Source organism: Micromonospora sp. I033, assembly GCF_053890995.1.
Window position 1 is genome coordinate 100,785 of record NZ_JBSSLX010000001.1, and the last position, 12,700, is coordinate 113,484.

General features: G+C 68.9%; 11 protein-coding genes and 1 pseudogene. 7 read left to right on the top strand and 5 right to left on the bottom strand.

All coding sequences use genetic code 11. The annotated features are described in order from the left end of the window. Window positions 1-232 precede the first annotated feature (232 nt). The 3 genes from ACW0Q9_RS00430 to ACW0Q9_RS00440 all read left to right on the top strand — a co-directional run bounded on the left by ACW0Q9_RS00430 (window position 233) and on the right by ACW0Q9_RS00440 (window position 4,042). Window positions 233-1,255 (top strand): DUF695 domain-containing protein, encoded by a 1,023-nt coding sequence (locus tag ACW0Q9_RS00430; RefSeq protein WP_456177522.1) that lies wholly within the window; start codon window positions 233-235, stop codon window positions 1,253-1,255. Between the two features lie 542 nt (window positions 1,256-1,797). Beyond that, entirely contained in the window at window positions 1,798-2,754 is a 957-nt protein-coding gene (locus ACW0Q9_RS00435) for a sulfotransferase family protein (RefSeq protein ID WP_456177524.1), read from the top strand. 193 nt (window positions 2,755-2,947) lie between these two features. Continuing rightward, the gene (locus ACW0Q9_RS00440; protein ID WP_456177525.1) at window positions 2,948-4,042 is read left to right on the top strand and encodes a winged helix DNA-binding domain-containing protein; all 1,095 of its coding nucleotides are present in this window, start codon (window positions 2,948-2,950) and stop codon (window positions 4,040-4,042) included. Between the two features lie 314 nt (window positions 4,043-4,356). Here the strand turns inward: ACW0Q9_RS00440 and ACW0Q9_RS00445 are convergent, their stop codons facing one another. Next, the gene (locus ACW0Q9_RS00445; protein WP_456177527.1) at window positions 4,357-5,211 is read right to left on the bottom strand and encodes a DUF4253 domain-containing protein; all 855 of its coding nucleotides are present in this window, start codon (window positions 5,209-5,211) and stop codon (window positions 4,357-4,359) included. Window positions 5,212-5,405: 194 nt separating this feature from the next. Between ACW0Q9_RS00445 and ACW0Q9_RS00450 the strand changes: the two genes are divergently transcribed. Then, window positions 5,406-6,080, top strand: coding sequence for a uridylate kinase (locus ACW0Q9_RS00450; RefSeq protein ID WP_456177529.1), 675 nt, complete (start codon window positions 5,406-5,408; stop codon window positions 6,078-6,080). 89 nt (window positions 6,081-6,169) lie between these two features. Here ACW0Q9_RS00450 and ACW0Q9_RS00455 read toward each other — a convergent pair whose 3' ends face one another. Next, the gene (locus tag ACW0Q9_RS00455) at window positions 6,170-6,775 is read right to left on the bottom strand and encodes a YdeI/OmpD-associated family protein (protein WP_456177531.1); all 606 of its coding nucleotides are present in this window, start codon (window positions 6,773-6,775) and stop codon (window positions 6,170-6,172) included. A 377-nt stretch (window positions 6,776-7,152) separates the two neighbouring features. Next, on the bottom strand, window positions 7,153-7,515 hold the full coding sequence (locus tag ACW0Q9_RS00460; RefSeq protein WP_456177532.1) for a YciI family protein: 363 nt from the start codon (window positions 7,513-7,515) through the stop codon (window positions 7,153-7,155). 248 nt (window positions 7,516-7,763) lie between these two features. Between ACW0Q9_RS00460 and ACW0Q9_RS00465 the strand changes: the two are divergent. Then, window positions 7,764-8,180: pseudogene (locus ACW0Q9_RS00465) on the top strand (hypothetical protein); the annotation flags it as partial. A 463-nt stretch (window positions 8,181-8,643) separates the two neighbouring features. Here ACW0Q9_RS00465 and ACW0Q9_RS00470 read toward each other — a convergent pair. Then, complete coding sequence (locus ACW0Q9_RS00470; RefSeq protein WP_456177534.1) at window positions 8,644-9,045, bottom strand: hypothetical protein; 402 nt, start codon at window positions 9,043-9,045, stop codon at window positions 8,644-8,646. Window positions 9,046-9,345: 300 nt separating this feature from the next. Between ACW0Q9_RS00470 and ACW0Q9_RS00475 the strand changes: the two genes are divergently transcribed. Continuing rightward, complete coding sequence (locus tag ACW0Q9_RS00475; protein ID WP_456177536.1) at window positions 9,346-9,750, top strand: MmcQ/YjbR family DNA-binding protein; 405 nt, start codon at window positions 9,346-9,348, stop codon at window positions 9,748-9,750. Between the two features lie 686 nt (window positions 9,751-10,436). Here the strand turns inward: ACW0Q9_RS00475 and ACW0Q9_RS00480 are convergent. Next, entirely contained in the window at window positions 10,437-11,249 is an 813-nt protein-coding gene (locus ACW0Q9_RS00480) for an alpha/beta hydrolase (RefSeq protein WP_456177538.1), read from the bottom strand. 401 nt (window positions 11,250-11,650) lie between these two features. Between ACW0Q9_RS00480 and ACW0Q9_RS00485 the strand changes: the two genes are divergently transcribed. Then, on the top strand, window positions 11,651-12,424 hold the full coding sequence (locus ACW0Q9_RS00485) for a maleylpyruvate isomerase N-terminal domain-containing protein (RefSeq protein WP_456177540.1): 774 nt from the start codon (window positions 11,651-11,653) through the stop codon (window positions 12,422-12,424). Window positions 12,425-12,700 lie beyond the last annotated feature (276 nt).

The following is a 12,700-nucleotide window of genomic DNA, read 5'->3' on the forward strand; positions in this document are numbered from 1 at the left end:
CACGGGTTCTGCTCACCCTCACCGCGGTGTCGTCAGCGACACAAGAACGACTTTGCGCATCTGCACAAGTCAGAAGCTCGCCGAGGACGAGCCCATCCGGATGGCAAACCTGGTCGGGCCGATGGTGGACGCAGTGTCATGAGCCGCGGATCGGGGTCACGATATGGCAGGCTCCGTCGGCCAGCAGAGTGCAATGAGCACGTGAACACGCTGTCCGTTACGCTGCGCGGCCATGGGTCTTTTTCGGAAGAAGGCACGGCCCGAAGCCGAAACCATCGCCGAGTTCTGGCGGTGGTGGGCGACAGCACGCGACGATGTAGCGGAGGCGATCCTCACCGGCGCAGTGCGGGACTTCGCCGATGAGCTCGGTCGTCGTGTCCACGCGATCCATCCCGACCTGCAATGGGAGTTGGCTCCCGGCGTCACGTCCGCGCACGTGCTGGTCGTTACGTCCGGCGGGCAGGCAACGATACGTGCCATCGCCGCCCGGTGGTTGACCGCCGCTCCACCTGCCGACGAAACCTGGTCCTACCGGTCCGTACGCACCGGCGATCGGTCGGCCTTCGAGTCCACCATTGAACTTGGCGGTCACTCGCTGGAACTCACGCACGTCCGGTACGGCGTTGCCGTGAACATGCAGAGCCATCAGATCGACGTCGCCTGCTACCACCCCGCATTCGCCGACCTGCCGGACAACATCCAAGCCCAGATCACCTTCCTCACGCTCGACTGGGCGCTTGGCGAAGACGACGTGGAGACCTGGCTCGGCAAGATCACCTGGACCGCGATTGAGCCGACGAACCCCAGAACGCCGGAGGACCTCCGGCACGCGGTCACGGCCGTGGCCGGCGACGAGGACTCCTGGGTGCTCATGCAGGGCCAGCGGCGGGATGGCACACCGCTGCTCGCCACGGCGGCGTCACCGCTACGCCCCGCTCGCTGGCCACGGTTCGACCTGTACATGCCGATCAGGCTGCCCTATCAGCGGCACAACGAAGGGCAGCTCCCGGTGGACGAGTCGCTGGCTGCCCTACGCAGGTTCGAGGACGAACTGAGCGCCGCCATCGGAGGCAACGGCGCGCTCGTCGCGCACGAAACCGGGGGCCGCGAACGCATGCTGCATTTCTACGTCGACTCACAGAGCAACGCGCGGACCGAGCTCGAGTCACACCTGCCGCGGTGGCGAGAGGGCCGCGCAACGGTGGAAACGCAGCTCGATCCTGCTTTCGAACGGGTCCGTCACCTCATGCAGTAATCGTGCCTCCGCTCGATGTCCTGCTGGCGCCGGTAGCGGGTCAGCGAGGCGATGCCAGTCTCCGGGGAGCAGCGGGCGACCAGCGCAGTCATCTAGGGCGACCACCTAGCACTGATGCCTTCGGTCTTCCCGAGGAGGTCAGTACAGCAAGATCAACGAGGAACACGCCCCGATCTGCGGAAGTGAAGGTCCGGGCGTGGCCTACGGGGTCCCGTTCATCGCCGTCCAGTGCTCCCAGCCGCTCCCAACGTGCTCCCCCGTCCAGCGCAGGCAACGAGGGCCGTCGGCGTACGAGCCGGAGGGCCATCCGCAGAGCGCGGCCGAGCGTCCCAGCGGGCGGCACCCGCGGGGCATGCCGAGATCAGGGCATCCGTGTGGGAGGGATGCAGCGCGTTGGGAAGCTCCGACAATTCGTTGCTCGCTTGTCGGAGGCGGCCGTCCGGCACGGACCCGGCGCGGCGGGTGCGGGTAAAGCCCGTAGCAGCTCGTGAAGGGGATAAATGGCTTGCACAGGCGCCGGGCGGAAAGTTTGACTGCTCGCCATGCCTTCCCCCTCACCGATTTTCGTCGCGGGTACGGGTCGTTCGGGAACGTCACGGATCGCCGACATCATCGGCGAACATCCGCTGATCCATCGGATTCCCATGGAGACCAAGTTCCTCGTCGACCCGGGTGGTCTACGGGACCTGGCTGACGCGCTCACCGATCGATACGACCCGACCGTCGGTGAGGACGCCCTGCACCGGCTGAGCGACTTCCTCACCGTACGAGTGCCCGGCCGGCGCGACGATCGCGGCAAGACCGTTCCCGAGCTGGTCGGCCAGGGGCGCTACCGGGACGCGGTGCAACAGCTCTGGCCGCAGTTGATCGCGCACACATACGACGAACCTGCGCCCGCGGAAGGCTTCGGAAACGCCGACCGGCCTGCCGGGCCGTTCGAGCCGCTCAGCCGCCGGCGGGTGGTCCCCAGGTATTTCAGCGACCGGGGCGAACTGCTCGGAATCCTGCGGGGTCTGATCGACACCATGTTCGGCGGAGCAGCCGCCGACGCGGGCAAGCCGACCTGGTGCGAGAAGACACCGTTCAACCTGCTGTGCATGGAGTTCCTCTGGGAACTGGTCCCCGAAGCGACCATCGTGCACATCAAGCGTCACCCGGTCTCAGTGCTCGCATCCCATCTGGCTCAGCCATGGGCACCGTCGACCGTCGACGGCGCACTCGCCTACCTCAAGCCGGTCTACCACCGATGGCTCACCTGGAAGGACACGGTCGACCTGACGGGCAGGCGATACATCGAGGTGAAAGCGGAAGATCTCGCAGCCGACTGGCCCGGGCAGCGCCGCGCCCTGTTCGAACGGCTCGGCGTCGACGACTTCGCCACCTCTTCAATGTTTCAGTCGCACAGGTTGACGAACCGCAACAACCAGTTCGACGACGAAACCCGCGAGTTCGTCAAAGAAGCACTCGGCAAAGTCATCCCGGCCATGGGATATGAGTGACGGCTCCGGGTCTCCGCCTTGACGACGCCGCGTCGCGCCCCTCTCGAAGCCTTCGTCGCTCTGCAACGGCTGGGAGAACGTGATGCGGGTTTCCCTCTCCGGCGGGATTCTCTGGCCGGCGTGGTGACGGGCTCGTCGGTGACCCGCTGCACGACGCGGGGATGTGTCTGGGGTGGGAGATAGTGTCATCGCCGTGATCGTGCTCGACCGCCGCGCCCTCAACCGGGCGCTTCTGGCTCGCCAACTCCTGCTGCAGCGGCACGACATGCCGGTCGCCGACGCCCTTGAACACTTGGTGGGGTTGCAGGCGCAGGAGCCCCTGGAGCCGTACGTCGGGTTGTGGAGCCGTCTGGCGGGCTTCCAGCCGTCGGCGTTGGCCGAGCTGCTAGTGAGCCGCCGGGCGGTCCGCACGCTGCTGATGCGCCGCACCCTCCATCTGGTGACCGCGCGCGACTGCCTGGCGCTGCGGCCGGTGCACCAGGCAATGCTGGTCTCACGCATGTGGTCGACGCTGCGCCGGGTGCTGCCCGGCGTCGGCCTCGACGAGTTGGCGAGGCTGGGCCGGCCGCTGTTCGAGGAGCGGCCGCGCATGCTGACCGAGGCGGCTCGCGCGATCGCCGACCGCTGGCCGGGGGTGGAGCCGCGCTCGCTGGGTGACGCGCTCAGCACGCTCGTGCCGCTCGTGCAGGTGCCGCCCCGCGGTGTCTGGGGCGAGCGCGGCGCCGCGTACAACACCACGATCGAGATGTGGCTGGGCCGCCCGCTGGAGCCGGAGTCGCCGGCCGCCGTCGACGCGCTGGTCCTGCGGTACCTAGCCGCCTACGGGCCGGCGGCCAGCGCTGACATCCGCGCCTGGTCGGGGCTGAGCGGGCTGCGGGAGTCCGTTCAGCGGTTGCGACCGTCGTTGCGGACGTTCCGCGACGAGCGCGGCCGCGAGTTGCTCGACGTTCCCGACGGCGCGCTGCCCGACCCGGAGACCCCGGTGCCGCCGCGTTTCCTGCCGGCGTTCGACAACGCGGTGCTCGGCTACGACGACCGCAGCCGCGTCATCGACACCGAACATCGCGGGCTGAGTGTCACGGGTGCCCGCTTCCTGCTGGTCGACGGCCGGGTCGTGGGCACCTGGGCGGTCGCGGTCGACGACGGCGCGGCGACGTTGCAGATCACGCCGCTGCGCGCGCTCACGACGCCCGAGCGCGACGCCGTGGTCGCCGAGGGCGAGAGCCTGCTGACCATGTTCGAGCCCGAGCCACGACGCGCCAACCACATCATGATCACGAACGGTTGACGCAAGGTGTGCGCGCGGCAGCAGGGATACGGAGCTCGCCGCCCCCGGCGTCAAAAGCCAGCCGCTTCCAGCACGAGCCCAGCAACCGCGGGAAGGCGTTGTACCCGGTGCACACGTGCTCGGCACCGTAGCCCCGGCCGGCCGCAAACGTGGATCAGGTCGCGCGCTCGCCATGTACCCAGGGCGTCGCGCTGAACCCAGTGTTGATCCAGCGGAGGGTTGCCGCGAGGCAGAGTGCGGAGTGGCAGTTGCGGGCTGGCGGATCGGCGAGCCCGGTTCACGGCCGAGCTCGGCGGGCAACGTGGTCGGGTTGGTCAGGGCCGGTTGTGCACAAACCACGCGTCACCTGCGGCCATGGCAACGGCGACCTCCCACCGGTGCAGGTCGAGGTTCGGGGCGAGCGCCTTGAGCTGGCCGGCCGCGGTCCAGGCCTCGTCACCCGGTGCCGGGCGACGACCCACCTGGAACTGCAGCATGGTGCCCCACGACGCGACCAGGCGGGCGTCCCACCGGTGACGCCACTGCGCCAACACCTCGGCGAGCCTCTGCTGGTACTCCCGCGTGAGCGCACCGAAGAAGTCCACCCAGTACCCCGAGCTGCGGACGTCGCTGGTGGGCAGCAGCATGAGCAGGACGCTGTCCGGCGTGTACCAGTAGTCGGTCTGCGTCACGAACCGCACGCTGCCAGTCACCCGGGCGTACAGGTCGGCGTCGGCGAGCAGCCGGTCGTACAGCGCCCTCTCCAGCGCCGGGCGCTCAGTCGGCAGCGCCACGTCCGACACCAGAGCTGTCAGGTCGACGCCGGCCACACCGCGCGCGTAGTACCTGACCTCGCCCTCGTCGACCTCGTCGTCCTCGCTGTAGTGGCGGTAGGTCAGCCAGGGATCGGAAGCCTGGGCCGCCTCGGCGAACGCGCGCAGCTCCGACACCGACGGGCCCGGCTCGGGCTCGGGCCGGATCCTCAGCGTGTCGTCGAAGTCGTCGGTGACCATGACGGGCCGGCGGCCGATGACCGGCACCAGCGCCTCGGCAGCCTGCCAGGCCTCGTGCAGGCGATTGGGGTCGATGTCGTCGACGAGGACAGTGCCCGACGGGCCGTGCCCGATCGGCAGGCCGGCCAGTGGCGTGCCGACGAACGCCGCTTCGATCTGGTCGAGGTCGTTTCGCACGGTGAAAGTGTCTCCGATCATCGACGCGACGCGGCGTGGAGGTCGGCCCACGTCCTGCTGCCCGGTTGCGCCGCGACTGCACCACTGCGCACGCGGCAAACTCGCTGACTCGGGCGTGGCGGGCGCGGAAAAGGCTGACGCGCATAAGGTCGGCTCGACACGGCAACCTTCGCGAGAATCGGACGGGCCAGGAGATGGACCAAGGCACCCGCAACGAGGTGCTCGGCCGCCTGGCTGAGGCAGTTGGGTCCATCACCGTCGCACACCCGACGCGGGTTGCCATCGACGGACCGCCCGCCGCCGGCAAAACCACCCTCGCCGACGAGCTGGCCGTCATCTTGCGCGACCAGGGCCGCGACGTCATCGGCGCGACGATCGACGATTTCCTCGTCCCCCGGGCACAGCGCTATCCGCGCGGCGAGTACTCGGCCGAAGCTTGCTACTTCGACGCCCACGACTACCAGGCGCTGAACCGGGTTTTGCTCGATTCGCTCGGCCCGGCCGGAGATCGACGCTTCCAACACGCGGTCTACGACCGCACCGCGGATACGGCGCTGTCCCCGCCGGCCACCACTGCCACCGCCGACGCCGTGCTGGTCTTCGACGGCGTCTTCCTCATGCGCCCGGAGCTGATCGGCAGGTGGGATCTGCGCATCTTCGTGTCAACCGCGCTCGAGAAGACAGTGGGACGTGCGGTGATCCGCGAGCGCCGGGTGTCATCTCGGGCAGAAGTCGAACGGCGCTGGCGCGAGCGTTACATCCCCTCCCAGCAGTTCTACTTCGCTACGGTCCGCCCGACCGATCACGTCGACATCATCGTGCACAATGACGAGCCCCAGGAGCCGGTCTGGGAGAGTCGAACACCCTGACCACACTCGATTCGGCAGAGCCGGGCGGTAGCGGCTGGCGGGCGCACGTCGGCGGCAACATGCCGTTACATGATCACGAAAATGTTTGACTACGGCGAGTTCGGAGGCTTGGCCTTCTGCGGGTAGATCGTCTCGTGACGGGCCAGCATGGCGACGAACTCGCGGATCTTCCGCTCGCGGGTCTCCGCGCGTTTGACGGCATTGACGCGGTAGATGAGGGCGAACCGGTTGGTTTTGGTGAGTACGTCGAACATGGCCTGCGCGGCGGGTTCGGCGGCGATGGCGGCGAGCAGGTCGGCCGGGACCTCGGCTTCCGACGGCGGGGCGTAGGCGGCCGTCCACCGCCCGTCGGCCTTCGCGGCTTTCACCGCGGCGCGGCCTGGGGGCAGCATTCGGCCCTGCGCTTCCAGCCGGGCCACGTGGGCGACATTGCGTTGTGACCAGGAACTGCGGGGCCTGCGAGGGGTGAACCGGATCCAGGAGGACTCCTGATCCCGTTTACGGGCCTGCCCGTCGATCCAGCCGAAACACAGGGCCTCGTCGACCGCCTGCTGCCAGGTCAGCGTCGTGACGGTGCCGCCCTTCTTGGTCAGGGCGAGCCAGACACCGGGCGACGTGGCGTGGTTGGCCGACAACCACGCGCGCAGCGCGTCGGCGTCCGCGAGGATCAACTCATCCAGTTCGGCGCTCCCCATGACGGCAGGCTACCGCTGCAGTTGCCGCAGCCTCTGCCTGTGGGCCGGACCGACTCGCCGGGCTGCCGGCGCACCGGTCGCTCGGCGGACCCTCGCAGGCAGGACCTCGACGACTTTGCTCAGGACGGTCTCGACGTCGGGCCGGCACGTCGGACTCCTCGTGCACCTGCCGGCCGCGCCCGGCGATCCAGCCGTGCACCGCAACCGCTCGGTCTGCGGCAGATGAGTACGGCGAAGCGCTTTCGTCGGCCGGCTCCGTGGGCGGCACTTTTCTGGCCGCCCCCGTGCCTGGTCGAATCCTTGCCGATACCGCAGCAGCGACGTCGCCCCGGTGCCGGCCACGCCTCGGCTCAAGCCTGAGCCGACGGGCGACGATCTCATCCCTGCAAGACGCGCCGCGGCTTGAACCGGCGAACCTCCTGCGGCCAGCCGCATGCCTCCGCGATTTTGCCGGCCCACATCCGGGCGGTCGCCTCATCCGGCACATCCACGATGGTCAGGCCACCCAGGAACTCCTTGCTCTCGACATAGGGCCCGTCGGTGAAGACCACCGCACCGCTTGTGGCGTCTGCGGTGAAGACCGGGCCGTCCTCTTCCTCCAGGCCCCCGGCGAAGACGAATGCCCCGGCGGCCTTGATCTCATCAACAACCGCCCTGGCGAGTGGACCGCGCCCGCGGAACCACTCCTCGGTGTGGTCACCCACCCACTGCTGATTGAAGTAGATGAGGTATTCAGGCATGTCCGCTCCCTCTGATCGTCCCCGGACCCGACGTCCGTCTGCAGACGCTACGAACGGCATCCGGCAGATCCGACACCCTCCAGCTTGATTTCTGTCAACCGGTCAACCGTCGCACTCACATCGGCATGACTGCGCACCGACCGGCGAGAAACGAATGCGCGGTTCTCGGCAGGTGAGCGCATCCGGACAGTGCGTCTGCGCCTCTTCGCATGGCCGAGCCGACCGGGCAACGGCGACGGTCGGGGCCGATACCACCAGAATGTTTGACGCGTGGCTCGCCACGACCACCCGCAACCACGACTGGCGAGGAGCAGAACATCGACAACTCCGACACGATCACCCTGTGGCGGCCCACCGGGCAGGCCGAACTTGACCTCGTGGCGGCGTCGGGGTGGCGGGCTTGGCCACCACGCCTGCCGGACCAGCCGATCTTCTACCCCGTACTCAACCGCTGGTACGCCACGAAGATCGCCCGCGAGTGGAACGTCCCCGCCGAGGGTGTCGGCTACGTGACCCGGTTCGACGTGCAGCGTTCGTACCTGGACCGCTACGAGGTTCACCAGGCCGGTGGCCGCGACGTACTGGAGTACTGGATCCCCGCCGAGCAGCTTGCCGACCTCAACGCCCACCTCGTCGGCGTGATCATCGAGGAAGCCGAGTACCGCGGCCCAGTGAGCGACCAGGAATTCATCGACGCCGACAAGGCATTGGGCCGATCTCTGCCGGTCGAGTGGCGCGCCTACCTCCAAGGTGAGTCGTGGTTCCGGCGAGGCTGGGTGACCAGCGGAGCCTACGTTTGCCTCTATTCGCCACGCGAGATGTTCGAGCTGCATGATGCATGGGACGAAGCCACCGACGCGCACCCCGGCATCGCGATCATCGGTGGTGCCGGCTCCCGTGAACAGCTCGTACTCGATCTGCGCAGCGACCCTGCACCGGTGCTGCTGGTCGACATCACGAGCAACGGTTGGGAGAACGCGATCCGGCAAGCGGACGATGTCAGCCAGCTCATCGACCGCATCGAGGCGGGCACCTTCGAGTTCGCCTTCGAGGATTAGCGGATCGGCGGGCGTGACCGACCGCGCGCCCCGCGGCATGCCGCTGCGTTTGTCGAGGCCACCCGAGACGTCATTCCGGCTCCTGTCGCGGACCACTGCGACATCGACGGAACAGTGCGGCCGCCGCCGGTCCGGTCAGGTACGGCATGAGCAGCCGTAGAGCTCGGGCGTGCTGGGTCAACCGCTTGACAATGGTGTGTCCGCCGCCGAGGTTCTCGGGGACGTGCTGTGGCGGGCCGAGGCCGCACTCGACGTAGAGACGGTCCAACCCGGCGGTCTCCTGCTCGCCGGCCGCCGGGTCCACCCAGCGCACCCCTGTGTGGAAGCCGGCTTCGTTCTTCCACGCCCAGATCTCGACCTCGACATGCAGGTCGGGCCGGTGGAAGGCGATTCCGGCGTCGGTGCGCTCAGGACCGGTGAAATCCCACTCCTCGATCAGGAAGGCGAAGGCCTCCGCCCCCTGCCGCCACATGATTTCCACTGGCCCGGGTCGGCTTCCCATGGTTGACAGCTTCCCACCGCGCGGCATCCGCACGCCGGCCCGTCCGAGTGGCAGCCGCAGACCCTCGCCCGCGGCCGGACTCCAGGCAGCTTGAGCGCGTGCGGCCGGGCCAGCGGTCACCGACGCCAGCAGAAAGGCCTTGGTTCTGCACGGTCCGCCGGCGGCTCTGTCGCTACCGGCGGGTCGCCTCGCCGTCGAGTCCCGTGGGCCGGTGGCGGCGCGGCGGTTAGGCTGTACGGATGCAGGAGGCGGTGTCCTGGAGCGACCTCGATGGCTGACGCGGACGATGTCCGTCACGTGGCGCTGGGGCTGCCTCACGTGGTCGAGGTCGACAGCGACGGTTTCGACTTCCGGGTCTCCGACAAGGGGTTCGTCTGGTCCTACCCCGAGCGCAGGCCTGGTGCGTCGCGCCGCATCCGGACCGATATCGCGGTGCTGTACGTGGGCGACGAGGCGGAGAAGCAGGCGTTACTCCTCGGCGAGCCAGAGGTCTTCTTCACCACGCCCGCGTATGACGGGTTGCCCCTGGTCATGCTGCGGTTGACGCAGGTAAGCGTCGATCGTCTGAAGGAGCTCGTCACCGACGCGTGGCGCATGCGTGCCCCAGACTCGCTCGCCGGTGACCTGGACGACGGCATCGACTCGATGAACCCGGATCTGAGCAGAGCCGATTAGTAAGTCGAGGTAGCGCTCCCCTCTGCCCAGCGGGGCCTGCGGAAGGCTGCTCGATCGCCGTCTGCGCCAGGCGCAGCAAAGTCACGCATCCCAACGCGCTCCGCGGCAGAGAAGGTACGTGAGTTGTCGTTCCGATCACCGCAGCGGTGGCGACCCGTCACCTTGCGCGCCAATCGGGCCGTGTTGGACCGGTACCGCTGCCACATCGCCTGCTGACCCGGGGAGAATTTCGCCTGCGGTCGGGGCGTAGACCTCGTCCGAAACCGGCCGTGGCTGCGCTCACCGCGAAGCCCTCGCATCGGTGGACCTGCTCGCGGTCAGACGTGGGCGGACGACACAGCCAGCTTCGGCGGGTTCCGGCCTCTGTACGAGTCCGACGGGAGTCCAATGGGTTTCACTCGCTGGTACCGGGCTGGCTCGAACGGGCGGAAGAGCAAACCCTGGCCCGAGCGAGCCGGGACGCGCCGTAGTGCACGGACGGCGACAGAAGCGGAACGGCTCATGGGATTTCGATGGTGCGGTGGCGGCGGGGCGGTGCGGACAATCGTCTGATCGACCTGCCACTGCGATCTTCGATCCAGCGGCTGACCCGCGAGACCGGGTCGGCGGCGGTGATCAGGAGGCAGGCACCACGTGTGCCTCGATCAGGACCGCCGGCCCGCCGGTGTGCGTGACGCGGACGTCCTTCAGGCGCCGGTCGCGGCCGGCCAGCCGGCGTGCTCCACGGCCCAGGCCAGGACGTCGTCGGCGACCTGCTCCCACCCCTTCTGCGCGGGCAGCAGGTGCGCCATGCCTTCGTATTCCCTGATCTCGGTGATGGTCTCCGACGACTTGTAGTGCTTGGCGTTGGACCGCTGCACGCTCGGCGGCATGAGGTGGTCCTCGCCGCCGGAGACGAACAGCAGCGGCGCCCGGCTGTCGTTGTGGTAGTCGACGTGGATGTCCTGCGGGCCGGGCTGGAAGTTCGCCAGCACGCTGTCCCAGAGGATCCGCCCGGATGCCGGGACGTGGTACCGCTGGTAGAGCTCGAGGGACTCTTCCTCGGTGAAGGTGTTGGCGAACGTGTACTTCCACTGCTCGGGCGTCAGGCCGACGGCCTTGTGCCGGTTCGCCGGGTTCTTCAGCACCGGGAACGTCGACTTGATCTGGGACGGCGGGGCGACGAGCACGCCTTCGGTCGCCGCGGAGTTGATCGCCACACCCGCGGCGCCGAATCCGTGGTCCAGCAGGACCTGCGTGAACGCACCGCCTGCGGAATGGCCGATGATGATCGGCGGCTCGTCGAGAGCGCCGACCACCGACTCCAGGTGCGAGATGATCGCCGGGGCCGTCACCTCCTCGATCGGCGTCGGGTCGGCGTTGAGTGCCTCGACCTCCACCTCGAACCCCGGGTAGGCGGGCGCGATGACGTGGTAGCCGGCCCGCTGGTAGCGGTCGATCCAGTGTTCCCAGCTGCGGGGGGTCACCCAGAAGCCGTGGACGAGAACGATGGTCTTCATGCGCGGGCGGCCTTTCCGGCGAGGTCTTCGATCTGCTGAATTGCACCAATTAGACCGAATGGCTCGGCGGCATGTGACAGGAACGAATCAGCTGGCCTCGGTTCGGGGCCGTCCCCAGCGTTGTTGGCGTTCGCCGCGGATGCCGGGCTCGTTCCCAGCGTCGGGCGGCGAGGACGTCGGGGTGGTGCCACGGCAGCGACCGGCGGTGGAGCTGCTGCAGGGGGTGTCCGCGCAGCGCGGGCTTCAGGATGAGTGGCCGGCCCAACTGCAGGATCACGTACGGCAGCACGAACGCCAATCCGCGGCCGATGAACTCGGCGCCGGCGCTCCGCCCGGCTGTCGACGCGTTCGTCCGACAAATTCGCTACTCGGCGGCCGGAGCGCAGTGATACACAACCGGGGTGCAAAACATTTTGGAGTTCCCCGAGGTCCTGCGACTGATCGAAGACCGCTCGGCCGCGTTCCGCGCCGCGATCGCGTCCGCCCCCGACCTTGACGTCCAGGTCCCGACCTGCCCGGACTGGACGCTGCGCGAACTGGCGCAGCACCTCGGCGACGGCCGCCGCCGCCAGGCCGCCATCATCGCGGCGGGCCCGGGCGCTGAGCCCCCGGCGAGGACGGACCCGAAGGGCGCCCCGACCGCGCCCCGCGACCGCGAAGCCCTGGACGCCTGGCTCGCCGAGTCGACCGAGCTCATGCTCGACGCGATGCGCGAGGCCGGCCCGGACCGCGGCTGCTGGACCTGGTGGGGCCGCTCGCAGGCCCCGCAGACCAGCGGAGCCGTGGCCCGGCACCAGATCCAGGAGATCGCCGTTCACACCTACGATGCCCAGCTCACCCAGGGGGCCGCGCAGCCGCTGCCGACGGACGTCGCGGTCGAGGGCGTCGACGAGTTCCTGACGACCGTCTCGGCGACGACCGTCCCCTGGCCGTTCAAGCCGGCGACCATCGACCTGCACACGACCGAGGGCCGGTCCTGGCGCCTGACCCTCAACGCCGACGGCGTCCGCTGCGACGACCTCGCCGCCGACGCGGAGCCGGGCGACATGGCGATGCGGGGCGCAGCGAGCGAACTGGTCCTCTACTTCTACGACCGTGTCCCGCTCGACGGCCTGGAGACCACCGGCGACACCGAGCCGATGGAGCAGCTCGCAGACTGGGACCCGAACGCGTAAACCAGGTCCGCCACCACGCCCCCAAACCCGTCGGATGTCCGTCTCATCCCAACCGGTTCCGGCCCCGCCGCCGCCAACCCGGTAAACGGTCCCGGTCAGAGCACTAGGCAGCGTCTATCGGCGGTGACGGGGGGGCGGCCGCGGGGCGGTGATCGGCCGGCGCCCAAAGGGGTCGTGTGGGTGATCGGGCCGGAGGCGGCTACCCCCCCCCGGGCCCGCCCCCCCCCGCCGCGGGGGCCATCCGCGCGGACGGGCCCTCCCCGGCGGGCGGGGACA

Coding starts and splice junctions, on each gene's coding strand:
- ACW0Q9_RS00455 (WP_456177531.1), bottom strand. CDS start 6,775: ATGGGGAGCGCCGAACTGGATGAGTTGATCCTCGCGGACGCCGACGCG.
- ACW0Q9_RS00450 (WP_456177529.1), top strand. CDS start 5,406: ATGGACCAAGGCACCCGCAACGAGGTGCTCGGCCGCCTGGCTGAGGCA.
- ACW0Q9_RS00470 (WP_456177534.1), bottom strand. CDS start 9,045: ATGTGGCGGCAGGGGGCGGAGGCCTTCGCCTTCCTGATCGAGGAGTGG.
- ACW0Q9_RS00435 (WP_456177524.1), top strand. CDS start 1,798: ATGCCTTCCCCCTCACCGATTTTCGTCGCGGGTACGGGTCGTTCGGGA.
- ACW0Q9_RS00430 (WP_456177522.1), top strand. CDS start 233: ATGGGTCTTTTTCGGAAGAAGGCACGGCCCGAAGCCGAAACCATCGCC.
- ACW0Q9_RS00475 (WP_456177536.1), top strand. CDS start 9,346: ATGGCTGACGCGGACGATGTCCGTCACGTGGCGCTGGGGCTGCCTCAC.
- ACW0Q9_RS00480 (WP_456177538.1), bottom strand. CDS start 11,249: ATGAAGACCATCGTTCTCGTCCACGGCTTCTGGGTGACCCCCCGCAGC.
- ACW0Q9_RS00460 (WP_456177532.1), bottom strand. CDS start 7,515: ATGCCTGAATACCTCATCTACTTCAATCAGCAGTGGGTGGGTGACCAC.